Annotated in this window: 21 protein-coding genes; 8 read left to right on the plus strand and 13 right to left on the minus strand. The window is 43.6% G+C overall.

Annotated elements, in window-relative coordinates; genetic code table 11:
* Positions 1 to 55: 55 nt before the first annotated feature.
* The 10 genes from B9T19_RS01945 to hemL form a co-directional block, all read right to left on the minus strand.
* Positions 56 to 892, minus strand: a complete 837-nt coding sequence (locus tag B9T19_RS01945) for an aminoglycoside O-phosphotransferase APH(6)-Id (RefSeq protein ID WP_000480968.1) — start codon at positions 890 to 892, stop codon at positions 56 to 58.
* Positions 892 to 1,695: an aminoglycoside O-phosphotransferase APH(3'')-Ib gene (aph(3'')-Ib, locus tag B9T19_RS01950; RefSeq protein ID WP_001082319.1), complete on the minus strand. Its 804-nt coding sequence runs from the start codon at positions 1,693 to 1,695 to the stop codon at positions 892 to 894. The genes B9T19_RS01945 and aph(3'')-Ib overlap by 1 nt, the downstream gene beginning before the upstream one ends.
* A gap of 60 nt (positions 1,696 to 1,755) precedes the next feature.
* Complete coding sequence (gene sul2, locus B9T19_RS01955) at positions 1,756 to 2,571, minus strand: sulfonamide-resistant dihydropteroate synthase Sul2 (RefSeq protein WP_001043260.1); 816 nt, start codon at positions 2,569 to 2,571, stop codon at positions 1,756 to 1,758.
* 504 nt (positions 2,572 to 3,075) lie between these two features.
* Entirely contained in the window at positions 3,076 to 4,485 is a 1,410-nt protein-coding gene (locus tag B9T19_RS01965) for a sodium:alanine symporter family protein (RefSeq protein WP_094566913.1), read from the minus strand.
* A gap of 372 nt (positions 4,486 to 4,857) precedes the next feature.
* Positions 4,858 to 7,617, minus strand: a complete 2,760-nt coding sequence (locus B9T19_RS01970) for a valine--tRNA ligase (protein WP_094566914.1) — start codon at positions 7,615 to 7,617, stop codon at positions 4,858 to 4,860.
* Positions 7,618 to 7,794: 177 nt separating this feature from the next.
* Positions 7,795 to 7,950, minus strand: coding sequence for a 50S ribosomal protein L33 (rpmG, locus tag B9T19_RS01975; RefSeq protein WP_026879695.1), 156 nt, complete (start codon positions 7,948 to 7,950; stop codon positions 7,795 to 7,797).
* A 10-nt stretch (positions 7,951 to 7,960) separates the two neighbouring features.
* Complete coding sequence (gene rpmB, locus B9T19_RS01980; RefSeq protein ID WP_094566915.1) at positions 7,961 to 8,197, minus strand: 50S ribosomal protein L28; 237 nt, start codon at positions 8,195 to 8,197, stop codon at positions 7,961 to 7,963.
* Between the two features lie 144 nt (positions 8,198 to 8,341).
* The gene (locus tag B9T19_RS01985; protein WP_094566916.1) at positions 8,342 to 9,391 is read right to left on the minus strand and encodes a type IV pilus twitching motility protein PilT; all 1,050 of its coding nucleotides are present in this window, start codon (positions 9,389 to 9,391) and stop codon (positions 8,342 to 8,344) included.
* A 224-nt stretch (positions 9,392 to 9,615) separates the two neighbouring features.
* Positions 9,616 to 10,284, minus strand: coding sequence for a ribulose-phosphate 3-epimerase (gene rpe / locus B9T19_RS01990; protein WP_094566917.1), 669 nt, complete (start codon positions 10,282 to 10,284; stop codon positions 9,616 to 9,618).
* A gap of 242 nt (positions 10,285 to 10,526) precedes the next feature.
* The gene (gene hemL / locus B9T19_RS01995; protein WP_094566918.1) at positions 10,527 to 11,810 is read right to left on the minus strand and encodes a glutamate-1-semialdehyde 2,1-aminomutase; all 1,284 of its coding nucleotides are present in this window, start codon (positions 11,808 to 11,810) and stop codon (positions 10,527 to 10,529) included.
* Positions 11,811 to 11,939: 129 nt separating this feature from the next.
* Between hemL and rsfS the strand changes: the two genes are divergently transcribed.
* The 7 genes from rsfS to B9T19_RS02030 all read left to right on the plus strand — a co-directional run bounded on the left by rsfS (position 11,940) and on the right by B9T19_RS02030 (position 20,230).
* The gene (rsfS, locus tag B9T19_RS02000; protein ID WP_094566919.1) at positions 11,940 to 12,269 is read left to right on the plus strand and encodes a ribosome silencing factor; all 330 of its coding nucleotides are present in this window, start codon (positions 11,940 to 11,942) and stop codon (positions 12,267 to 12,269) included.
* Positions 12,270 to 12,298: 29 nt separating this feature from the next.
* Positions 12,299 to 12,769, plus strand: coding sequence for a 23S rRNA (pseudouridine(1915)-N(3))-methyltransferase RlmH (gene rlmH / locus B9T19_RS02005; RefSeq protein ID WP_094566920.1), 471 nt, complete (start codon positions 12,299 to 12,301; stop codon positions 12,767 to 12,769).
* Positions 12,770 to 13,813: 1,044 nt separating this feature from the next.
* Complete coding sequence (locus B9T19_RS02010; protein WP_094566921.1) at positions 13,814 to 14,458, plus strand: c-type cytochrome; 645 nt, start codon at positions 13,814 to 13,816, stop codon at positions 14,456 to 14,458.
* A 3-nt stretch (positions 14,459 to 14,461) separates the two neighbouring features.
* Positions 14,462 to 15,388: a c-type cytochrome gene (locus B9T19_RS02015; RefSeq protein ID WP_094566922.1), complete on the plus strand. Its 927-nt coding sequence runs from the start codon at positions 14,462 to 14,464 to the stop codon at positions 15,386 to 15,388.
* Between the two features lie 494 nt (positions 15,389 to 15,882).
* The gene (locus B9T19_RS02020) at positions 15,883 to 16,731 is read left to right on the plus strand and encodes an MIP/aquaporin family protein (protein ID WP_094566923.1); all 849 of its coding nucleotides are present in this window, start codon (positions 15,883 to 15,885) and stop codon (positions 16,729 to 16,731) included.
* Positions 16,732 to 16,959: 228 nt separating this feature from the next.
* Complete coding sequence (gene glpK / locus B9T19_RS02025) at positions 16,960 to 18,465, plus strand: glycerol kinase GlpK (RefSeq protein WP_094566924.1); 1,506 nt, start codon at positions 16,960 to 16,962, stop codon at positions 18,463 to 18,465.
* Between the two features lie 100 nt (positions 18,466 to 18,565).
* On the plus strand, positions 18,566 to 20,230 hold the full coding sequence (locus B9T19_RS02030; RefSeq protein ID WP_094566925.1) for a glycerol-3-phosphate dehydrogenase/oxidase: 1,665 nt from the start codon (positions 18,566 to 18,568) through the stop codon (positions 20,228 to 20,230).
* A gap of 392 nt (positions 20,231 to 20,622) precedes the next feature.
* Here B9T19_RS02030 and fabB read toward each other — a convergent pair whose 3' ends face one another.
* From fabB to lpxL, 3 genes are all read right to left on the minus strand, one after another.
* Complete coding sequence (gene fabB, locus B9T19_RS02035) at positions 20,623 to 21,843, minus strand: beta-ketoacyl-ACP synthase I (protein ID WP_094566926.1); 1,221 nt, start codon at positions 21,841 to 21,843, stop codon at positions 20,623 to 20,625.
* A 21-nt stretch (positions 21,844 to 21,864) separates the two neighbouring features.
* Positions 21,865 to 22,380 carry a 3-hydroxyacyl-[acyl-carrier-protein] dehydratase FabA gene (fabA, locus tag B9T19_RS02040; protein ID WP_094567352.1) on the minus strand — a complete coding sequence of 172 codons (516 nt, stop codon included), beginning with the start codon at positions 22,378 to 22,380 and terminating at the stop codon, positions 21,865 to 21,867.
* Positions 22,381 to 22,842: 462 nt separating this feature from the next.
* A complete protein-coding gene (lpxL, locus tag B9T19_RS02045) occupies positions 22,843 to 23,754 on the minus strand; it encodes an LpxL/LpxP family Kdo(2)-lipid IV(A) lauroyl/palmitoleoyl acyltransferase (protein WP_094566927.1) in 912 nt (303 codons plus the stop codon).
* A 312-nt stretch (positions 23,755 to 24,066) separates the two neighbouring features.
* Between lpxL and lptE the strand changes: the two genes are divergently transcribed.
* On the plus strand, positions 24,067 to 24,582 hold the full coding sequence (gene lptE, locus B9T19_RS02050) for an LPS assembly lipoprotein LptE (RefSeq protein ID WP_094566928.1): 516 nt from the start codon (positions 24,067 to 24,069) through the stop codon (positions 24,580 to 24,582).
* The last annotated feature ends 5 nt before the right edge of the window (positions 24,583 to 24,587 follow it).

Genomic DNA, 24,587 nt, shown 5'->3' on the forward strand with positions numbered 1-24,587 from the left:
ATATTCTCCGGTGAGATTGATGTGTTCCCAGGGGATAGGAGAAGTCGCTTGATATCTAGTATGACGTCTGTCGCACCTGCTTGATCGCGGCCGCGATAGCTAGATCGCGTTGCTCCTCTTCTCCATCCGCGTTCCAAGCTGCGGAAAGGCACCCATAAGCGTACGCCTGGTCGAGCAGGCGACGCGGATCGACGTCCAGCGCACGAGAGAATGCGTCCGCCATCTGTGCAATGCGTCTAGGATCGAGACAAAGGTCGTCTCTGTCAGCCGGATCGTAGAACATATTGGCGGCGCCAAAGCCCACTTCACCGACCAGACCGACGGGATCTATCACCAGCCAGCCGCGACTGGAGAACATGATGTTTTCATGATGCAGATCGCCATGTAGCCCACGCAGTTCCGAGGCATTGCTCATCATTTGATCGGCTATAATCGCCGCGTGGACGTAGTCAGTTTGACAACCTGCGTTTTGATCATCGCGCGCCCGCTGAAACAAAGCTGCAAAGCGATCCCGGATCGGGAGAAGGGCAGAAGGCAGGGGTTCCTCAGATGCGGCATACAGCTTCGCCATTAGTTCCGCTGCAATTTCGGTCGCCTGGTAGTCGCCGTGCTCGGCAACGATGTGAGAGAGCATTCGCTCCCCGGCATATTCGAGCAACATCAGATTGTTCTCACGACCGAGCAACCGGACTGCTCCCCTCCCATTGCGCCATACCAGATAGTCGGCCCCGCGCAGTTCATCAGCAATGTCTTCTATAGGTTTCAATCCCTTGACGATTGCAGGAGTCCCGTCTGGCAATGAAACTTTCCAAACGAGGCTGGAAAAGGTGTCCGCAATGAGAACAGGTTGCGAAACGTGCCAATGAGCAGGAAAAACAGGCGGCATGAACATCAACCCCAAGTCAGAGGGTCCAATCGCAGATAGAAGGCAAGGCGTTCGCGGTCGGGGGCTTCGATCCCCAATACATTGAATAGGACAGCGAAGGCGCGCTCTGCTTCATCTGGCGCTGCCCAGTTCTCTTCGGCGTTAGCAATCATGAGTGCCAAATCGGCATAGCGATCTGCTGTTCCGAGCCGCCCAAGGTCGATCAGACCCGTGCATTGAAGAGTTTTAGGGTCCACCATGAAGTTCGGCATGCAGGGATCACCATGGCAAACAACCATATCGGTGCGCTCTTGGTCGAGCCGCACCGGTAGCTCTCGTTCGACACGAGCCAAAAGATCGAGCTGCGGCGTACTCTTGTCCTCGTCCGGTAAGAAGTCGGGATTGACGGCATTGCGGGACACCACATCAACGGCGCGTCCGAACATTCGCGACAGCCTGCGCTCAAACGGACATTGATCAACCGATAGGCTGTGAACAGCGCCAAGTTGCTGCCCCATTGACGGCCACGCTTTGAGCAAATCCGCTCCAGACAGATCAGCCGCCGGTACTCCCGGAATTGCCGTTATCACCAAGCATGCACCCTCCTGTTCCTCCTGCCAGTTGATGACCTCGGGGCAAGCCACACCTCGACCTTTGAGCCAAATGAGGCGGTCACGCTCTCCAGCGAGCTCACCGCGGCGGGAAGCAGGTGCGATTTTCGCGAAGGCATGCCCGTCACCACGTCGAAAAACAAAATCACCAGATTCTCCGCCTCTGACAGGCAACCAGTCAGAATGCGATTCACCAAAAAAAATATTAGTTCGATTCAATGGAGGTTCCTTCAGTTTTCTGATGAAGCGCGAATATAGAGAAATATCCCGAATGTGCAGTTAACGAATTCTTGCGGTTTCTTTCAGCGCCGCCAATACCGCCAGCCCGTCGCGCAAGGGGCGCGGCTCGTGTGTGCGGATGAAGTCAGCTCCACCTGCGGCGGCGGCAAGCTCTGCAGCGAGTGTCGCGGCCCCGACATCCCCCGGACCACGGCCTGTGAGCGCGCGCAGAAAGGATTTGCGCGAAACAGACAGAAGCACCGGCAAATCGAAGCGCAGCCGCAATTCATCGAACCGCGCCAGCACCGAGAGCGAGGTTTCGGGAGCAGCCCCCAGAAAAAACCCCATGCCGGGATCAAGGACAAGGCGGTTGCGTTTGATACCGGCACCCGTCAGCGCCGCGATGCGCGCGTCAAAGAACGCCGCAATGTGATCCATGATGTCGCCAGCGGGTGCCTCGCGCCGATCTGCCTGCCCGTCTTGCACCGAATGCATAACGACGAGTTTGGCAGATGATTTCGCCAATTGCGGATAGAACGCAGCGTCTGGAAAACCGCGAATATCATTGAGATAGGCCACACCACGCGACAAGGCATAGGCTTGCGTCGCGGGTTGATAACTGTCGAGCGAGACGGGAATGCCATCTGCCTTGAGCGCGTCCAGCACCGGCGCGATACGCGCGATTTCTGTGTCGGACGAAACAGGCGCGGCGTCGGGATTGCTGGATGCCGGACCGAGGTCGATCACATCTGCCCCCTCGGCCATCAGCTTACGCGCCTGCGCAATGGCTGCGTCTGGCGCCAGATACCGGCCTCCATCGGAGAAACTGTCCGAGGTTATGTTGACGATGCCGAAAATGATGAGCGATTTATTCATGGGGGCTTCTATAATAATAATAATCGAGCATGAGTCTCATACGGATGCTCGGGTCGAAAGGGAATCCCCAGGCGAGTAACCTGTTTGCGGTGATCCATTAGCTGCAGGAGCAGAATAGCATACATCTGGAAGCAAAGCCAGGAAAGCGGCCTATGGAGCTGTGCGGCAGCGCTCAGTAGGCAATTTTTCAAAATATTGTTAAGCCTTTTCTGAGCATGGTATTTTTCATGGTATTACCAATTAGCAGGAAAATAAGCCATTGAATATAAAAGATAAAAATGTCTTGTTTACAATAGAGTGGGAGTAGAATGATGGATGATGAAGAGTAGTCAATACTAGATAGAATAAGTGCTAAAATCAGCGCTAAGAGATCTATAAAGAGCAGAAGATCTTATAGATCTCATAAGATAAAAAGAGAGGAAGTGATCATTCACTTCCTCTTTTTGTGTTGCTTGAATATGTACCAATTTAAATATGTACAGATTTAATATTGGGTTTTAATGATTATTTTTGCTCTTCCATAGAGGATTCCCAACACTCAGCACCTTTCAGCCCGGGAATATCTTCTGCTCGGAATGTGGGGTTTTTCTTCTCTTTTAATTGGCGGTAATAATCATTAGCGACCTGGAATGCAACTTTGCCGAGAATGGAGATCACCACAAGGTTAATAATGGTCATGGCACCCATAAAGAGATCCGCTAAGCTCCAGACAACGCCCATGCTCATCACAGCACCAAACATCACCATCACTAATACTAAGAGACGATAGAAGAGTAGAGCGGTGGAACTATTTTTGATAAATTCAATATTGGTCTCTCCGTAGTAGTAGTTACCAATAATAGAGCTAAAGGCAAAGAAGAGGATTGCGAGTGCTACAAAGTATTGCGCCCATTCGCCCACCTGTTGCGCGAGGGAGTTTTGTGTTAATACGACACCATTTCCCCCATTTTCTCCAATATAGAGGCCTGAGAGGAGGATAATAAAGGCGGTGGCAGAACAGACAATAATCGTATCGAAGAAGACACCAAGGCTCTGTACTAATCCCTGTTTTGCAGGGTGGGAGACATTTGCGGTTGCCGCTGCATTAGGGACAGAACCCATACCCGCTTCATTTGAGAAGAGCCCGCGACGAGCGCCCTGCATAATCGCAACGCCTAAACCACCCCCGGCAAACTCTTTGAGTCCAAAGGCGCTATTGATGATTAACATAAACATCTCTGGCACATGCTCAATATTAGTGATAACGACATAGAGGGCAATTCCGACATAAAAGAGTGCCATAATAGGAACACAGATCTGTGTGAAATGGACAACGCGACGGATCCCACCAAAGATAATTGCTCCGGTAGCGATTACTAAGAGTGCGCCAATGGCAATAGTATCGATACCAAAAACGGCACTAAATGATTGTGCAATAGTATTTGATTGAACAGAGTTAAAGATAAAACCAAAAGTAACGGTTAGAAGAATAGCGAAGATAACCCCTAGTTTTTCCCAACCCAGCGCCTTCTTCATGTAATAGGCTGGTCCTCCACGAAAGTTATCACCATCTTTAACTTTATAGACCTGTGCTAAGGTGGATTCGATAAATGCAGTAGACATACCGATAAGCGCAATGATCCACATCCAGAAGACGGCACCCGGTCCACCGATGGCAATAGCTAAAGCAACGCCGGCAATATTGCCTGTTCCAACGCGACTTGCCGCACTGATTGTGAAGGCTTGGAATGCAGAAACGCCATTATTTCCAGGATTCTTTTCCACCGTTAATCGAAACATCTCTTTAAAGAGGCGAATCTGGATAAAGCGGGTTTTGATGGTGAAGTAGATCCCAAGGATCAGAAGAAAGGCGACTAAAACATAGGACCAGATAAAATCATTTAATGGACCGATTAGCCAGTTAATAAAGCTCATGGTTCCTCCTTACGCTTTATATATTGATGGCAAAAAGACTCTCTAGAATATTATTTTTAGGATGATGAGTCTAGAAAAAATTGCGCTTCAAAGGGAGTGGTGAATTGATCTTAACGTTAAGTCAATCCTATTTTAATTCTGTTTAAATTCTATTGAATCCTTATTTAAGCTCTATTTAAGCCCTATTTGAGCAGGGGTTAAATACTCTTTAAATATTCTTTAAAGAGTATTTAAAGAGTGTTTAAAGAGATTTTAGAGTAGATGATCCATAAAAAAAGAGCAACCTTAATCGGTTGCTCTTCTCCTTTATGCTCGGCTAATCACGACTTCAATAGAGCACTCAATATAGAGTGATCGATAGATGAGTGATGATTAGAGTGCTTTAATCTTTTCTAATTGTGCTTTGAGCTCTTGTAATTGATTTTCGGCATCGAGTAATTTAGCACGCTCCCCTTCGACAACAGTAGCGGGAGCTTTCTCTGTAAAGCCAGGGTTGGCTAATTTTTTGCTCAGCGCCGTGATTAAGGGCTCAATTTTGCCAATCTCTCTATTGAGGCGATTGAGCTCTTGCTCTTTATCAATTAATCCAGCAAGTGGAATCAGCAGGCGCATTTTTCCAATGACGGCAATTGCCGATTCTGGTGCATCACCCTCTACCTGTGTCATGCTAGAGAGGCGTCCCATTCGCTCAAAGAAGGGCATATTTTTCTTAATATTGGCAATATCTTGTTCAGAGGCATTCTCATAGAGAACATCTAATGCTTTACTTGGAGAGATATTCATCTCGCCTCGAATTCGGCGAACCGCTAAGAGAACATTTTGTAACCACTCAATTTCTGCTTCAAGCTTAAGATCACGCTCTTTTGCCTCTGGGAATGGCATTACGGAGATGCTCACTTTCTCTTTGAAGCTCGGCTCAATCTCTGTCAATTTCTGCCAGATCTCTTCACTAATATAGGGCATAAAGGGATGAAGCGTCTTGAGAAGTGCATCTAATACAGAGAGTAGGTTATAGCGAGTTGCTGCTTTCTCTTCATTGCTGTAGTGATCACCATTGAGAATCGGTTTTGTCAATTCAAGGTACCAGTCACAGAATTCATGCCATGTAAAATCGTAGATCGCTTGTGTTGCCAAATCGAAACGATATCCTTCAATATGGCGTCTTACCTCACTAATCATCGCGCTTAAACGAGAGTTGATCCAGTGGTCGATATGGGAGAGTTTGCTCTCATCTTTGCGGACCTCTTCTCCTTCTGCATTCATAAAGACGAAGCGAGAAGCATTCCAGATCTTGTTACAGAAGTTTGAATATCCTTCAATACGGCCAACATCAAAGATGATATCGCGACCATTGGTTGCAAGTGAGGTAAAGGTGAAGCGAAGCGCATCGGTCCCAAAGGCTTTAATACCATTGGGGAAGTGGCGACGAGTATCTTCTTCAATTCTTGGCGCCATCTGTGGTTGCATAAGACCCGTTGTGCGTTTAGCAACCAGAGATTCAAGATCAATACCATCAATTAAGTCGATCGGGTCGAGGACATTTCCGCGAGATTTACTCATCTTTTGACCATCTTGGTCACGGACTAAACCATGGAAGTAGACCTCTTTAAAGGGGATCTCTTTCATAAAGTGGAGCCCAAACATGATCATTCGAGCAACCCAGAAGAAGATAATATCAAAACCCGTTACAAGAACAGAGGTGGGGTAGAAAGTTTTGAGCTCTTCAGTCTGATCGGGCCATCCTAATGTAGAGAAGGGCCAGAGTGCAGAGGAGAACCAAGTATCTAACACATCTTCATCTTGGCGTAGTTGAACCGACTGATCGAGTTGATACTCTTCACGGATAGTCGCTTCATCTTTACCGACATAGATATTACCGGCATCATCATACCAAGCAGGGATACGATGCCCCCACCAGAGTTGACGCGAGATACACCAATCTTGAATATTATTCATCCATTCAAAGTAGGTGTTTTCCCAGTTTTGAGGAATAAATTTAATATCCTTATTTTTAACAGCTTCAATGGCAGGTTTTGCTAATGTTTTGGCATCGACAAACCATTGGTCAGTTAGGTAGGGCTCAACAATCTGATTGGTCCGATCACAGCGAGGGATCATCAGCTTATGGGGTTCAATTTTTTCTAAGAGTCCTGCCTCTTCAAAATCAGCAACAATCTTTTTACGAGCATCGAAGCGATCTAGCCCGCGATAAGCTTTCGGCATATCATCATTAATTGCTGCATCATCGGTGAAGATATTGATCATCGGTAATTGATGACGAACCCCCATCTCATAGTCATTAAAGTCGTGTGCCGGGGTAATTTTGACACATCCTGTACCAAATTCAGGATCAACATAATCATCGGCAATAATCGGAATTTGACGATCACAGAAGGGGAGATCGATCATTTTACCGATATATTTTGCATAACGCTCATCTTCAGGATGAACAGCAACAGCGCTATCGCCTAACATTGTCTCAGGGCGAGTGGTTGCAACAACGATATATTCGTCAGTGCCAGCAATAGGGTAGCGAAGATGCCACATTGAGCTCTCTTCCTCTTTCGACTCCACTTCGATATCAGAAACGGCCGTTTTGAGGATAGGATCCCAGTTGACAAGACGCTTACCGCGATAGATCAATCCCTCTTTATAGAGCTCAATAAAGACCTTCTGTACTGCATCAGAGAGCCCTTCATCCATAGTAAAACGCTCACGGCTCCAATCAGGGCTTGCTCCCATGCGGCGAAGTTGTTGGGTGATATTGCCACCTGATTCCTCTTTCCATTGCCAGATCTTCTCAATAAAAGCATCACGACCAAGATCGTGGCGTGTTTGTCCTTGACCATTTAATTGGCGTTCAACCACCATCTGAGTAGCGATCCCGGCATGATCCGTTCCCGGCTGCCAAAGGGTGTTTTTGCCAAGCATTCGGTTATAACGGATCAGAAGATCCATGATCGTATCTTGGAATGCATGCCCCATATGGAGGCTGCCGGTAATATTCGGTGGGGGAATGACAATACAGTAGGGATCTTTCGTCTGATCGCCATTTGCTTTAAAGAGGTTGTTCTCTTCCCAAAATTGGTACCATTTTTTTTCAATCTGTTCTGGTTGATAGCTCTGTTTCATCTACTGTTTCCAAAGTTTTTTAAAGTTTTCTAAAGAGGTTGATAAGCGTATAAAATTACTCAAAATTATAGCATTAACTTCACCTATAGTCGCCTCTAACTGAGGGAATACCTTTTCTTTAAAGCAAAAAAAACTAGCTCGAAAGCTAGTTTTTTGCTGAGACCGGTTAATACTGGATTATTTTAAGCGGGCTTCAGTGTATAGAACGTGTTTACGAACTACTGGATCGTACTTTTTGAACTCTAACTTTTCAGTTGTAGTACGTTTGTTTTTTGTGGTCGTATAGAAATGACCTGTACCTGCTGAAGATACTAATTTAACTTTTTCTCTCATGACCTACTCCTTAGATTTTTTCGCCTTTAGCGCGAAGGTCTGCTAATACTGCGTCAATCCCTTTTTTGTCGATGGTACGAAGACCAGCTGGAGAGATACGAAGAGATACAAAGCGATTCTCGCTCTCAACCCAAAGGCGATGTACCTGAAGGTTAGGGAGGAAACGACGACGTGTTTTATTGTTTGCGTGGGAAACGTTATTACCAGACATTGGCCCTTTCCCAGTTACTTGACATACTTTGCTCATGCTTAATAACCTTGATCTTAATTGTAATATTAACCCCGGCCGCCAGCTAGAAAAACTTTGTGCGGACTGAACCCACGAATTATAGAGGAAAGCGGAGCCAATTGCAATAATTGGAGTGATCTTTCACTCATAGAAATATCGGGATTAAAGTAAATTGTGTGCCTTTTTGGCTAACAAGTCGGAAATTATACCACTTTTTTGTAAGAATTCTAGATGTTGACGGTAAGTTTGCATTCCACTTTCACGCCCCGTCTCGATATTACTAGTGATTTGCGCTAATTTATTTTCTCGAATAAGGTGTGAAATCGCGGAATTGATCACCATCACCTCGTAAAGAGCAAAGATATTTTGTTCAATGTTGATTAATTGTTGCGCAATAACAGCAAGAAGTGTCTCTGAGAGTTGAATACGGACCATCTCCCGTTCCGACTCTTGATAGTAACTTAAGAGGCGATCGATCGCTTTCGGCGCGCTATTGGTGTGAAGCGTAGAGAGGACAAGATGACCCGTTTCTGCTGCCTGTAGCGCTAGATGAACGGAGGCTTTATCCCGTAATTCGCCGATAAGTATAATATCGGGATCTGCTCGCAGTGCATTTTTTAAAGCATTTTCAAAATTGGGGGTATGACGATGTAACTCACGCTGCTCAATGAGTGATTTTTGAGGTCGGTAGAGCTGTTCGATAGGATCTTCGATAGTGATAATATGTCTCTCCATCGATCGATTCACCGCTTCAATCATCGCGGCAAGTGTCGTGGATTTTCCCGAGCCTGTTGCGCCAGTAATAAGAATTAAACCACTCTTTTGTTGCAGTAGTTGCTTACAGATAGGCGGGGCATAGATCTCTTGAAGCGTTCGAATTTTATCGGGAATTAAGCGAAAGATCGCAGTTAATCCACCAAGATTTTGAAAGTAGTGTCCTCTGAGGCGGTAAGGAGAGCTTCTATTCTTATCACTCTTTTTGTCAGGATAAAAGGTATAAGCAAAATCGATAGCCCCGGTGCGTTGTAGTATCTCTTTCTCTCTCTCTGATAGGATTACGAGAAGCGCCGAAGTTAAGGCTTCTTTGGAGATCTTCTTCTCCGTTAAGGGGAGGAGCTTTCCGCCTTTTCGAAGGTAAGCGGGCCGATTAGCAGAGAGATGTAGGTCGGAAGCTTCTTGTTGAAATGCAGTAATAAGCAGTTGTTTAAGCATAATAATACCCCCTCAAAAGATTCAGATAACGCTGATATTGAGGGGGTAAAGATAGCGATTCCTCATACATTTTGGGAATGCTTAATGGCGCGCTTGCTAGTATGCTATTGTTGGGCTATCGATGAACTACTGATAAATAGTAAAGCAGTATTCAGAAGTAATATTCAATAGCAAAAATAAAACAGTCGCTAGACATTTTGAGAGTTCTTAAGTTTTTAAAAGCTCTACTTTAACTGCGCTTTCATTTTACCAATAATATCTTGATAGCTTGTACCGCTATTAAAGATTGCACTGCCGGCAACAAAGGTATCTGCACCTGCTTCTGAGATCTCTTTAATATTATGCAAGTTGACGCCTCCATCAACTTCAAGCCGGATATCGAGGCCTTTGTCATCAATAATTGCGCGTAAAGTCTTTAATTTTTCTAAGCTCGAAGGGATAAATTTCTGTCCCCCAAATCCAGGATTGACACTCATCACTAACACCATATCGAGATACTCCCAAACATGATCGAGAAGTGAGATGGGTGTTGCCGGATTGAGGACTAAACCTGCTTTGCATCCCAATGATTTGATAAGTTGTAGTGAGCGATCGACATGTAGAGATGCTTCAGGGTGAAAAGTGATATAGGTTGCGCCTGCTTTTGCAAATGCCTCAATCATACGATCTACAGGGGAGACCATTAGATGAACATCGATAGGCGCTGTCACTCCATAATCTCGAAGAGCCTGACAGATCATCGGTCCGAAAGTTAAGTTTTCGACATAATGATTATCCATCACATCAAAATGGATGATATCAGCGCCCGCAGCTAAAACCGCATCGACCTCTTCGCCTAATTTAGCAAAGTTGGCGGAGAGGATAGAGGGGGCGATCCAGTTAGGTTGTTTCATAAAGTATGCCTCTGAGCAATAGGGGATAGATATTGGTTGAATAGGTGTTTTTAAATAGATACTTGTTTAAATGCTTGATACTTGTTAGAGAGGTATCGCGATCGAGATAGAATCGATCTTTCATACGTCCCATTTTATGGGAAGAGATAGAAAGAGGAGCGATAGCTAATAGTAGCGTCGCTCCTTTACTCTATCTCTATTTAAGTGCTTGTCACACAATCGATATGATTATTGATGCACGATTATTGATCCATTTTCGTCAGAACGCGATCCATTGCCGCAATTGTCTCATCAAGATCTTCATAGCTATGTGCGCTAGAGAGGAATCCCGCTTCAAATGCGCTAGGTGCTAGATAGATCCCCTCTTCAAGAAGTCCGTGGTAGAACTTCTGGAAAAAGTCGATATCCGATTTTGTGGCATCAGCATAGCTCTTGACTTCATCATTGGTGAAGAAGAGGCCAAACATTCCGCAGACATGATTTGTCGAGAGTGGGCGTTGATGTTTAGCGAAAACGGCTTTGATGCCATCGATGAGATAATCGGTCTTCGCTTTGAGATCTTCATAGAAGCCCTCTTTTGAGATCAACTCTAAGGTTTTAATACCTGCTGCCATCGCAACGGGGTTTCCAGAGAGCGTTCCTGCTTGATAGACAGCTCCATTAGGGGAGAGATGATCCATAATCTCTTTTTTACCACCAAAAGCGCCGACCGGCATGCCACCACCAATCACCTTCCCAAAAGTAGAGAGATCGGGGGTGACACCATAGAGACCTTGCGCCGAATGTTTATCGACACGAAAACCGGTCATCACTTCATCGATAATAAAGAGCGCGCCATGTTGGTCGCAACACTCACGAATGGTCTCTAAAAAACCTGGTTGTGGTGGAATACAGTTCATATTGCCGGCAATGGGCTCTACGATAACGCAAGCAATTTCGTCACCATACTTTGCAAAAGCCTCTTTTACTGCTTCTGGGTTATTATATTCAATGACGATGGTATGTTGTGTTAAGTCAGCAGGAACACCAGGAGAAGAGGGCTCTCCAAATGTAAGAAGGCCAGAACCTGCTTTGACCAATAGAGAGTCAGAATGTCCGTGGTAGCAACCTTCAAATTTTACGATTTTATCGCGGCCGGTATAGCCTCTTGCTAGGCGAATAGCGCTCATGGTCGCTTCAGTTCCTGAGCTGACCATTCGAACCTGATCCATCGAAGGAACAAGCTCTAATACCTTTTTAGCAAGTACTGTCTCTGAAACAGTAGGGGCTCCAAATGAGAGTCCATTTTTTGCCGTCTCCATGACAGCTTCAATCACTTCAGGATGTGCATGACCTACAATCATCGGCCCCCATGAGCCGACATAGTCAATATATTTTTTTCCTACCTCATCATAGACATAAGCACCTTCCCCTTTCTTGAAGAAGACGGGGGCGCCTCCAACCTGTTTAAAAGCGCGAACGGGGGAGTTGACGCCACCAGGAATATATTTCTGTGCGTCGCGATATAATTCGTCAAATTGACTCATAAGTTGATGTCCCTTTAGTAGATTAGATGTGACAAATAAGCGAGTCTTTATTATGGAACTAAATTCCTATTTGTTCAACAGGCGGAAATTCACTACAATAGCGGAAGTTATTAATCAGAAGGAATAAGTATGATCGCTGAAGTGAAAGATAAATTAGTGACAGGATTAGATGAGATTAAAGCAATTAATCCTGTGGCATTTGATGTAGAGGGTCTTGTGAGTTATGCCGATTGGGTTGTGATCGCCTCTGCAAACTCAGGGCCACACCTTAAAGCTTTAGTGCGTAAGGCAGAAGAGGTAATGCTCAAAGAGGGAATTAAACCGATCGGTGTAGAGGGTATCAATGCCGCTTCTGATTGGGTATTAATCGATTTTGGAGATATCGTTCTTCATCTCTTAACAGAAGAGAAACGTGATTTTTATAATCTCGAAAAGATCTTTATGCGTGCTGATGCATAGAGATGGATCTGTAAATAGGAATCGAAAGAATGATTGTCTATCTTATTGCTGTAGGTAGCAATATGCCCAACTGGGTCAAGATGGGATTTGAAGAGTATGCCGGGCGCCTTCGACATGATGTTGAATTGAAACTGATCGAAGTGCCGGCACTCGTGCGTAAAAAGAATGCTGATGTCAAACGTATCCTTAAAGAGGAAGGGGAGAAGCTCTTAAAGGCGATCCCTAAAAATACCTTGATCGTCGGTCTTGATGTTGTCGGTCGTGAGATGACAACAATGGATCTGAGTAAGCGCTTGGAGTCCTGGATGCAATCGGGGCAAGATGTGGCACTTTTAGTGGGAGGACCTGAAGGCTTCTCACCAGAGATTAAGGCGCTTTTTCAACAATCGATCTCACTCTCTAAATTAACGCTACCCCATCCTATGGTGCGGGTTTTAGTGGCAGAGCAACTCTTTAGAGCTTGGAGCATTATTAATAATCATCCTTACCATCGAGAGTAGTTGATGTAAGTTTTAAGACTCAGCCTAACATTTTGAGTGTCGCGAAGGGCGATTACAAAGAACGATTACAAAGAACAATTAAAGAGTAATAGAAGTAGACAAAGATCGATGATACTCGATGAAAAGTGTTGGAAAGCAATTATTTAATTGATGGATCGATTCAATTGTCAATTCTCTTAAATTTTTGACAAAACATTGAGCTGTAAAACAGCTAGTTACATTCTATTTCAAAAGGATAGCCTGTTTGACATTAGATCATTCAGGCTTTTTTATCTTTTTTTGATATGATTGAGATCAGGATTGTGACAAATATATTATATCTTTTCTGATTTACGATCGATCTTCATGATTGATCCTCATATTTTAGTAAAAGAGCATATTTGTAAAAGCATTCCTATCAGTAATATTAGGGAATTCTGTTGTGATATAGAGAGCAACAGAGAGAACTATAATGATAAAAAAGATCGCTGCAATTTTAGATGCAGAAAGTGTTTATTAGGTATTGAGCTAGTATTGGATTGGCATTGAGTTGGTATTGAGTTGGTATTGAGATATCTATTCGTTAAATTGTGGGTTGATATTGTTCACTGATAGATTCAAGTTGCAAGAATTCAATCTTAAAGATATCCGGTTGATATCACTACAGTATCTTCACAACCATATCTATAACAACACTAGATAATAGCACTAGATGACAGCACTCGTTTATATATAGCAACACTATTTATAGCGATATCTCATAGATAGGTAACCTGTAAGTAGGTGGTTTCTAAACAAGTAGTTAATAAACCAGTAGTTAATAAATAAGTAGTTAATAAATAAAAAACTTATCAATCAATTATAAAAACTCATAAAAAAGAGATAAAAAGAGGTGATAACGGATTCTTATACCTTTTAGGGGTTTCTGTTGCTTTTACCTTTTCGCGATCAACTTTAACATCGAGTGTTGAAAGTTAGATGGTCGATAGAGGTAAAAGTGCCGGAAAAATAGAGGTGAAATCTGTTATATCGATCATTTTATAGAGCAAAAATAGAAGAGGGAATATGAAGTTTATAAAGAAGATGACTTATCTCTCTCTCTTAAGTCTGTTGCCGTTTGTCAGCAATGCAGATGAAGGGGAGAAGATCTATATGAAGGGGGGTGAAAACCCAATGGCCATCGCTTGTATGACATGCCATGGCATGAATGGTGAAGGGTTAGCTGCGGCAGGATATCCAAGTGTTGCCGGAAAATCAGCGGTCTATCTTGCAAAGCAGGTCAATGATTTTAAAGAAGGGAACCGCACACATCCTGTTATGGATGGTGTTGCAAAAGCGCTTTCTGAAGATGAGATTACAGAAGTGGCGCTCTATATGCAGAACTTACCGGCACCTAATGTTCCTAATATTCCTCGCTCAACACAACCGACAGATGTTGGGAGCCAATTAGCACTTCGTGGAGATTGGAGCCGCAATATTCCTGAATGTATTGCTTGTCACGGCCCTGCCGGTGTCGGTGTTGGCGATGCTTTCCCTAAATTAGCAGGTCAGAGTCAGCTCTACATTATTAACCAGATGAATGCATGGAAAAATGGAACGCGTAAGAATGATGAGAATGATCTTATGGGGCATATTGCGCGTTCTCTCAATGAAGATGAGATTCAAGCAGTTGCGACCTATTTTTCAAATTTAGGAACGGTGGGGAAATAAGATATGAAAAAGATTTTGATAGCATCGACGCTGGCACTTCTCTTTTCACCAGCGCTCTTAGCACAGACAGCACCTGTCTCAATGGAAGATCAATCACAGCTTCCTCAAGCACCTAAAAAAGCAGAGGGTGAAACATATCATCAGCCGCCTAGTGATAGTGAAATTCCTAACAATGCTTTTGGTGACATGATTCGTAAAGGGCAGGCGATCTTTATCGATACAAAACGTCAAGTTCCTGAATATGTAGGCAATGGTATGAATTGTGTTAACTGCCACATGGATCAGGGAAAGATGCCCAATGCTGCGCCATTATGGGGTGCTTATACGATGTATCCCGCTTATCGTAGTAAGAATGATAAGGTCAACACTTATGCGGAGCGAATTCAAGGATGCTTTGAATTTAGTATGAATGGAACACCGCCGGCAGCCGATAGTGAAGCAATGACTGCATTGATCACCTACTCCTATTGGTTAGCAAAAGGGGCGCCAACAGGGGTATCGCTACCAGGCCGTGGTTACCCAGAAGTACCACAACCTAAAGATGGCTATAGCATTGAGCGAGGCGAAATTGTCTATAAAGAGAATTGCGCAATCTGCCATGGCAATGATGGATTAGGCCAGAAAGTGGATGATCACTATGTCTTCCCACCACTTTGGGGTCCTGACTCTTTCAACTGGGGTGCGGGAATGCATCGTATCAACACAGCTGCGGACTTTATCAAGGCAAATATGCCATTAGGTAAAGGGGGATCATTAACTGATCAAGAAGCATGGGATGTAGCGGCATTTATGAATAGTCATGAACGCCCCCAAGATCCTCGAATCATTGATGGTTCAGTAGAGAAGACTCGTGAGAAGTATCATGCTAATGATGGTGTGAACCTCTACGGTGTTGAGGTGAATGGTAAGATTTTAGGTCAAGGTATCTAATTTCTCTTCTCACCTATACGTTTCATCTTATGTTGATATGACGATGAGAGCAGATCTAAAGAGTAGATCTGAAGAGTGGATCGAAAGCGGTGAGTTAGAAGTGATCTAGATATATCTTAGATAAATTTAATAGATAAAATTTAATAGATAAATATAAAATTGTAGAAAGATCCTAAGGTCAATTGAGGCTTTAGGATCTTTTTTTGTCTTATTTCTCTGGTGGTGCCATTTATTGGAGTTATTTTGCGCACATCAAAGTAACTAGTTGATTGTTTTTACTTGTGGTTGTTATCAATCATTTTTATTGAGGTGTTTTAGTAAGTTTTCTGTTAACAAAAGATAAATAGAATGAATTTTTGGCTCTATTTTTGAAATAGATCATGGTGAAATTGCGCTTTTTTGCTATCGTAAGCAGATCATTAGATAGTAATGTTGAGTGATCTTTAGGGGCGTTGGAAAACGGTAAGATCCTACGACAGATAAAAGGAGAGAATATGCCAAGTTATATAGCAGAGCTGATAGGAACCGCAGTGATGATTCTTTTTGGAGGAGGTGTTGTTGCAAACGTCGTCCTCAATCGGTCAAAAGCGGCTGGTGGTGGTTGGATTGTGATTATTATGGGGTGGGGATTTGCCGTAATGCTCGCAATCTATGCGGTTGGGAAATATAGTGGTGGGCATTTTAATCCTGCAGTAACGGTGGGATTAGCGATTGCCGGAAAGTTTCCTTGGGTTCATGTTATCGGCTATATCATCGGACAGATGTTAGGAGCGATGTTAGGGGCATACCTTGTTTGGCGCCACTTTAAGCCACACTTTGCGGTGACAGAAAATGCGATTGCAAAGCGAGATATCTTCTGTACAACGCCGGCAATTGAGGATTATCCCAATAACGTTATTTCTGAGATTATTGGTACTGCCATTTTAATGTTTGCCATTCTTTTTGTTGGTATTAATGAGTTTACCGGTGGATTGCAACCTGTCGTTGTTGGTTTCCTAATTATGGCGATTGGTCTTAGTTTAGGGGGAACAACAGGATATGCGATTAACCCCGCTCGTGATTTAGGGCCTCGAATTATGCATGCATTACTACCTATTCCCGGGAAGACAGATTCAAACTGGGGGTATGCATTTGTACCTGTATTAGGGCCAATGGTGGGGACAATTTTAGGAGCAGGGCTCTATGGACTCTTCTATCGAGAAGGGGCCGGTAATACGATGGGGATTTTTGAGAGTCTCATTTGGCTTATGATTGGGGTGGGCGCTATGTGGGCGCTTCTTCGTTATGCTCGAAAAAGAGGGGAAAAAGCAGACTCTTTAGAGGTTAGTCCTGATCAATATTAATGGTATTAGGCGATACTTTACCGACACTAGTGAGAGTGAGTGATAGTGATCGGTATCGAGAGAGAATAGAAGTGAAAGTGAAAACAAAAAGAAGCAAAAAAGAAGCAGAAAGAAGTATAAGAGAAGTAAAAGAAGTAATGAGTAGAGTGATGAGGATTGCTCTTTAACGCCGCAATAATATTGGCTTGAGATCTCATCATGATAATAGAATCGATAAAAGGAGCCGCTATGCAAAAGTATGTAATGGCAATTGACCAAGGAACCACAAGTACCCGCGCAATTATCTTCGATAAAATGGGAAATATCAAAGGGACATCTCAGAAAGAGTTTCGGCAAATATTCCCTCAGCCAGGTTGGGTCGAGCATGATCCAACAGAGATTTGGGCCTCTGTCTTATCGGTAATTACTGAAGTTTTAGCGGAAAATAGTATCAGTCCTAAGCAGATTGCAACTATCGGTATTACCAATCAGCGAGAGACCACCGTTATCTGGGATAAAGTAACGGGGCTACCGATCTATAATGCGCTTGTATGGCAATCGAGACAGACAGAAAAGATCTGTGATTCATTGCGAAAATCAGGGCATGAAGAGACCTTTAGAGCAAAGACGGGCTTATTGATTGATCCCTATTTCTCCGGAACAAAAGCTGCTTGGATTTTAGATCGAGTCGAGGGCGCACGTAAGCGTGCTGAACGTGGGGAGTTACTCTTTGGAACGATCGATACTTGGATTATCTGGAAATTGACAGGAGGGGCGGCGCATGTGACCGATTACTCCAATGCAAGTCGTACCTTGATGTATAACATCTATGATCTGAAGTGGGATGAAGAGTTACTTGAGCTTCTCAATGTGCCGGCATCTATTTTGCCAAAAGTCTGCTCCTCCTCAGAAATTTATGGAACAACATCACCGCAACACTTTTTTGGGGAAGAGGTGACAATCTCGGGAGCTGCTGGGGATCAGCAAGCAGCACTTTTTGGGCAAGCCTGTTTTAAAGAGGGAATGGCTAAAAATACCTATGGAACGGGCTGTTTTATGTTGATGAATACAGGAGAGAAGCAGGTTCGTTCCGATAATGGGCTATTGACGACATTAGCATGGGGAATCGATGGTAAAGTCCAATATGCGCTAGAAGGATCGATCTTCGTTGCAGGATCGGCGGTACAATGGCTTAGAGATGGGTTGCGAATGTTTCAACGGGCAGATCTCTCTGAAGGATATGCAAATCGTGTCGATTCCACCAATGGTGTCTATGTTGTGCCGGCATTTGTGGGCTTAGGAACCCCTTATTGGGATCCCGATGCGCGTGGAGCGATCTTTGGTATTACCCGAGGAACAGAGAAGGAGCACTTTATCCGTGCGACATTGGAGTCGATCGCTTATCAAGCGTGTGATGTTCTAAAAGCGATGGAGCAAGATGCTGGGCTTGAGCTTAGCTCATTACGGGTCGATGGTGGCGCTTCCCTCAATAACTTTTTGATGCAGTTCCAGAGTGATATTTTAGGGGTAGAGGTTGATCGACCTAAGATTAGTGAAACAACGGCGCTTGGTGCCGCTTATCTTGCTGGGCTTGCTGTCGGTTATTGGGAATCCATAGATGAGATTGATCAGATCTGGGCTTTAGATCAGAAATATCAACCTGTTATGGATGATGAGACTCGCCAAGGGCTCTATCGCGGCTGGAAGTGTGCAATTAAAGCAACCCAAGCTTTTAAAGTTGATTCGTGCGAGTGATCAGAGTGCGATAAAATAGATCTTTGAGAAGTGGTAGAAGATCTACTGCTTCTCTCATTTTGAATATCGATACATTGTGATGTATCAAAAGGAGTAACTTATGAGGTTTTCAGCTTTAGATCGACAAGAAATTATTGAGAAGCTCGAAGCGGAAACATATGATGTTGTGGTCATTGGTGGCGGAATTACAGGTGCCGGAATTGCGTTAGATGCATCACAGAGAGGGATGAAGGTCGCTCTAGTAGAGATGCAAGATTTTGCTGCCGGGACAAGTAGCCGTTCTACCAAACTGATTCATGGCGGCTTACGTTACTTAAAGCAGTTACAGATCTCTGTAGTCCGTAATTCTGGACGAGAACGAGCGGTTGTCTATGAGAATGGACCCCATGTAACGACGCCGGAGTGGATGTTATTACCGCTCCACAAAGGGGGAACATTCGGTCCATTTTCCACCTCTATCGGTCTGATGATGTATGACTTTTTAGCAGGTGTAAAACGGGATGAGCGCCGAACGATGTTGAGTCGAGAAGAGACCATTAAAAAAGCACCTCTTGTAAAGCAGGAGGGTTTAATTGGTGCTGGTTACTATGTTGAGTATCGTACAGATGATGCGCGCTTAACGATTGAGGTGATGAAGAAAGCGATAGAGTTGGGTGCTACAGTACTCAATTATGCAAAAGCGACAAGCTTTCTCTATGATGAGCAGAATCGAGTTAGTGGTATTGAGGCAACTGATCTTGTGACAGATCACACATTTACAATTAAGGCGAAAAAGGTAATCAATGCGACAGGCCCTTGGGTTGATGAGATGCGGAAGCTCGATCGTGGTAAGGCCAATAATAAGCATCTACGTTTAACAAAAGGGATCCATTTAGTGGTGGATCAAGCACACTTTCCTCTTAAGCAAGCGGTCTATTTTGACACAGAGAATGATAAACGGATGATTTTTGCAGTTCCGCGTGATGGTAAAACCTATATCGGAACAACGGATACAGTCTATGAGGCCGATAAAGCGCATCCTATTGCAACAGAAGCAGATCGGGATTACATCTTGGATGCAGTGAACTATATGTTCCCAACTATCAAACTAGGTAAAGAGCATATTGAATCTTCATGGGCTGGAATTCGCCCGCTTATTTGGGAAGAAGGGAAAAATCCATCGGAGATCTCGCGAAAAGATGAGATTTGGGAATCTGATACCGGTCTTTTAACGATTGCCGGTGGTAAATTAACGGGCTATCGTCATATGGCTGAGGAGATCGTCGATCGTTTAAGTGATGTTTTAAAGCGAGATTACAACTTAAGTTTTGCCGGCTGCCGAACAAAGCATCTGCCTGTGTCAGGGGGTGATGTGGGAGGATCGGCACAATTTCCTGCTTATGTTAAAGCGCAGACTCAATATGGAATCGATGCGGGTTTAAATGAGGTCGAGAGCCACTTTATTGCGCGCTATTATGGGACAAATTCTAAGATTCTTTTTGATCACTTTAAAGAAAATCCCTACCAAGATATGCCTGAATTATCGCGGCTTACGGCACTTCGACTCTGGTATGCGCTCAATTATGAAGGCATTCTCTATCCTGATGATTTCTTGATTCGTCGAACAGGGAATCTCTTTTTCAATATCGATGCTGTTAAGCGAGAAAAGCATGCAGTTATTGCGAAGATGGCAGAAGCTTTCGCTTGGGATGAAGAGCAGAAGCAGGCGATGGAAGAGCGAATGGATCAATATATAGAGGATACAGGGGCTTATCCTATACTCTAGTTGAATTCCTAGGTGTCATTTTTGGTTGAACTTTTAGATGATTTACCGATTATGGACAGTATCGGAATCGGAATCGGAATCGGATTGAGATTGATATAGATATAGAGATATAGAGATATAGAAGATATAGAAGATATTGATGTTGTGATTAAGATCGCTAAAAGTAGAAAAAAGAGAGCCCATCTTTAATAGATGGGCTCTTCTTTTGTAACGTGAGAGAATTTTCAAGAAGTAGAGCATTTTTATCAATCGCTCCTTAAATTTTTCTTATCAATCAATCTCTTCTCATCAAATTTATATATCAACTTTTACATATCAACTTCTATATATCAGTTTTTATATATCAGGTTCGACGCATCAATCGTTACCTATTGATGCCTACCGAATGATCTCTAACCTTTATAGCGGCTCAATACGAGAGAGGAGTTTGTTCCTCCAAAGCCGAAACCATTATTGAGGATATGATCAATTTTCGCATCATCAATACGCTTACGAACAATCGGGAAGTCCACTAGTGCAGGATCAACTTCATCGATATGTGCGCTCTCTGTGATGAAGTTATTCTGCATCATTAAGAGACAGTAGATCGTCTCATTAACGCCGGCAGCACCGAGTGCGTGACCTGTTAATGATTTTGTTGAGCTGATAGAGGGAATCTTATCGCCAAAGACATTTGCAATCGCTTTCATTTCAGGAATGTCGCCTGCGGGTGTAGAGGTTCCGTGTGTATTGATGTAGTCAATTTCACCATCGACCGTTTCTAGCGCCATACGCATACAACGTTCAGCACCTTCACCACTTGGAGCAACCATATCGTAACCATCAGAAGTTGCACCATAGCCTGTAATTTCAGCATAGATCTTAGCACCACGCTTAAGCGCATGTTCTAACTCTTCAACAACAACGATACCGCCACCGCCAGAGATCACAAAGCCATCACGATCTTTATCATAAGCACGCGATGCCACAGAAGGGCGATCATTATATTTTGAAGAGAGTGCGCCCATTGCATCAAACATTGCGCTCATGTAAGGATGGAGCTCTTCACCGCCTCCGGCAAAAACAACATCCTGTTTCCCCATCTGAATCTGCTCATAAGCATTACCGATACAGTGGATGGAAGTTGCACATGCTGAACTGATGGAGTAGTTCAAACCTTTGATCTTAAATGGTGTCGCTAAACAAGCAGAAACGGTTGATCCCATGGTTCTTGTTACCATATAGGGGCCGATACGCTTTGTAGCGCCATTTTTGCGTAAAATATCGATACTATCGATCTGGTTCTTAGTTGATGCTCCGCCAGAGCCAACAATCAAACCTGTACGCGGATTTGAGACCTCTTCCTCAGTTAAGCCTGAGTCTTCGATCGCCTCTTTCATTGCAATATAAGCATAAGCCGCTGCATCTGCCATAAAGCGGAAGTGACGACGATCGATCTGAGATGCTAAATCAATATTGATCGCTCCATGAACATGCGAGCGAAAACCAAGTTCAGCCATCTCTTCTGAGAACTTGATTCCAGATTGTGTATTGAGGAGCGATTGTAAGACCTCATCTTTATTGTTGCCGATGCTCGACACAATACCAAGGCCTGTTATAACAACACGTTTCATGAATAAGATTCCTCCAAAAAATTAAAAGTTGTCTGTCTGCGTGAAAAGGCCAACTTTTAGATCTTCTCCTACGTAGATTTCTTTGCCGTCAACTTCCATCGTTGCATCAGCAATACCCATGGTTAAAGATCTTAAAATAACACGCTTCATATGGATGTTGTAAGTGATTTTCTTCGCAGATGGAAGAACTTGTCCTGTGAATTTCACATTTCCCGCTCCAAGTGCGCGTCCACGACCTTTTCCGCCCATCCAGCCAAGATAAAATCCAACAAGTTGCCACATCGCATCTAATCCTAAGCAACCCGGCATAACGCTATCACCAATAAAATGACAAGGGAAGAACCAGAGGTCAGGACTAAGGTCAAGTTCAGCAGTGATGGAGCCTTTACCATATTTACCACCATCTTCAGTGATGGAGACAATGCGACTGATCATCAGCATCGGTGGCATCGGAAGTTGTGCATTTCCTTCTCCAAAAAGGTTGCCTTTTGCGCATTCGATAAGCTCATCATAAGTGAAGCTTGATTGTGTTGTAATTCTTGTCACGTCTAATTAAATCCTATGAAATTGTACAGAGTTAGAGTTATCGCCCAACATGGGAGTTTCTATTTTGAAGTCCCATTTAGCGATCGTGCTGCAATCGCAAATAGCGTTGAGCTAAAATAATTTCTAAGTTGCGATTATACCTAAAAAAAGGATGAAGAGTTAGCCTGATTCCATATCAGTGATACTTTATCCTCTATTTTTAATAATATTCTTACGACATTTTTGCGATATTCCTACGATCCTTTCATGATCTTTTCACAATATTCCCACGATACTACAGTGATATGGGGATGAGATATTGACCTATCACAGGTTCTACTAATATCGATCTTATTGGTCGATCTTATCGGCTGATTTCAGAGCGTTCTTCTCTGAAGATCAATTGCTGAAGGTCAATTGGGTTGTTCTTATCTCTATATCTCTACTCTAGAGCGCTTCAATAGATCTTATTCTCTAGAGATCTTTATAGAGATCAGGCTCCCCTTTAGGGCGAGTCTTAAAACGGCGATGAGCCCAGAGATATTGTTCCGGCGCTTCTAAAATCCAAGATTCAAACATCTGATTGATTCGAAGCGTATCTGTTTTAAGATCTTTGGTTGGAAAGTTCTCAAGCATGGGTAAAATTTTGATGTGGTATCGATTACCTTTACGGATCACATAGTAAGGAAGGGCCACTGCTTTTCCTAAACGGCAGAGGGTTGAAGTTGCGGTAATAGTGAGCGCTTTAACGCCAAAGAAGGGGATAAAGACATGATCGGTACTACCATAATTTTGATCAGGAGCGTACCAGATCAGATCGCCACTTCGAAGGAGTTTAATCATTCTACGGGTCTCATCTCGGGTGATCGGCTCTAAACCAGATTGATCAAAACGTCCCTTATATTGTACATACTCATAATACTCATTTTCATGCGGACGATACATGCCACGAACTTTTGTTTTAAAGGAGATCGCTCGACCGCCTAGCTCTAAAGGTGTCATATGAAGCGTAAGGAGAAGCGCACCCTTGCCACTCTTTTCAAAAGCTTCTAAATTCTCTAATCCTTCATAAACTAGATGTTTTTCAAGCTGTTTTTTGGGCATATACCATGCAATAATCACCTCAAAAATCGCCATTCCCATAGAGAGAAAGTTCTCTTTGACTAACTTTTTTTGTGCAGCATGATCGAGCTCAGGAAAGCAGAGTTCAACATTTCGTTGAATGATTTTACGTCGACTTTTAGCAATATAGTAGGAGCATCTGCCGGCTATTCTTCCTAGAAAGAGGAGAAAAGGGAGGGGGAGATGCGCAATCATTTTTGCAAGAAAGATACCTGTTGCTAATAACTTGTGGTCAGAAGCTTTCGGTATGGTGTGTTTATCCATAGTTCTAATAATAGCCTATATGAAAGAGGGTAGATTATAACAGTTTTGTCAAAGGCTGTTATAGGAACGACTTAAGAATTGGCTAAATTTATTGAGAGAGATCTCCTTCTCGATCCGCTATAATACGCAGAGCTTCCTTTTTAAAAAGAGGAGGAGATCACCACTTTTTGAGGAGATGATTGCGTCGTTGATGGAGTCTCACTTTTATCTCACTCAATGTCGCGGTAAAGATGGGTAAAAATTGAGCGGTAAAAAACAGGTAAACTTTGATTTTAATCAAGTTGTTTTATACCCTATAGCAGGTAACGGATAATGAGATCAGAGATAGGTAGAAGAGCCCTTCTAATATTGGGGTTTATGATGGTATTAGCAGGATGTGGTTTCCATTTGCGAGGAAATGTCTCATTTCCAGAAGCGTATCGGACTGCATTTGTAGAGAATAATGGTCCTGCATACTCTCGGGATAGTGTGGAGTTTTATCTTAAGCGACAACTCGGTTCTGAGTTACGATTTGTGAATAATCGGGAAGATGCCGATCTCATTATTGATATTGATGAGGGATATGATACACGGGTAACAGCAAGTAGCTTAAATGGTGAGCGACGAAGTTATACAACCGATATCTTCGCACAAATTAAGGTGACAGATTCACAAGGAGGCATCATTCTTCCCGCGAGTCGATTCACCCGTTCACGAGACTTCTCCATCGATGAGAAGGAGCCACTTGCAAAGACAACAGCAGAGGCCGCGATTAGACGCGATCTTGCAGATGACTTAAGTCGAGTATTTATTAGAAGATTAATTGCAGTGATGAAAGCTAAGCAATAGGGAGA

This window comes from Ignatzschineria sp. F8392 (assembly GCF_002252045.1).
Taxonomy (GTDB): Bacteria; Pseudomonadota; Gammaproteobacteria; order Cardiobacteriales; family Wohlfahrtiimonadaceae; genus Ignatzschineria.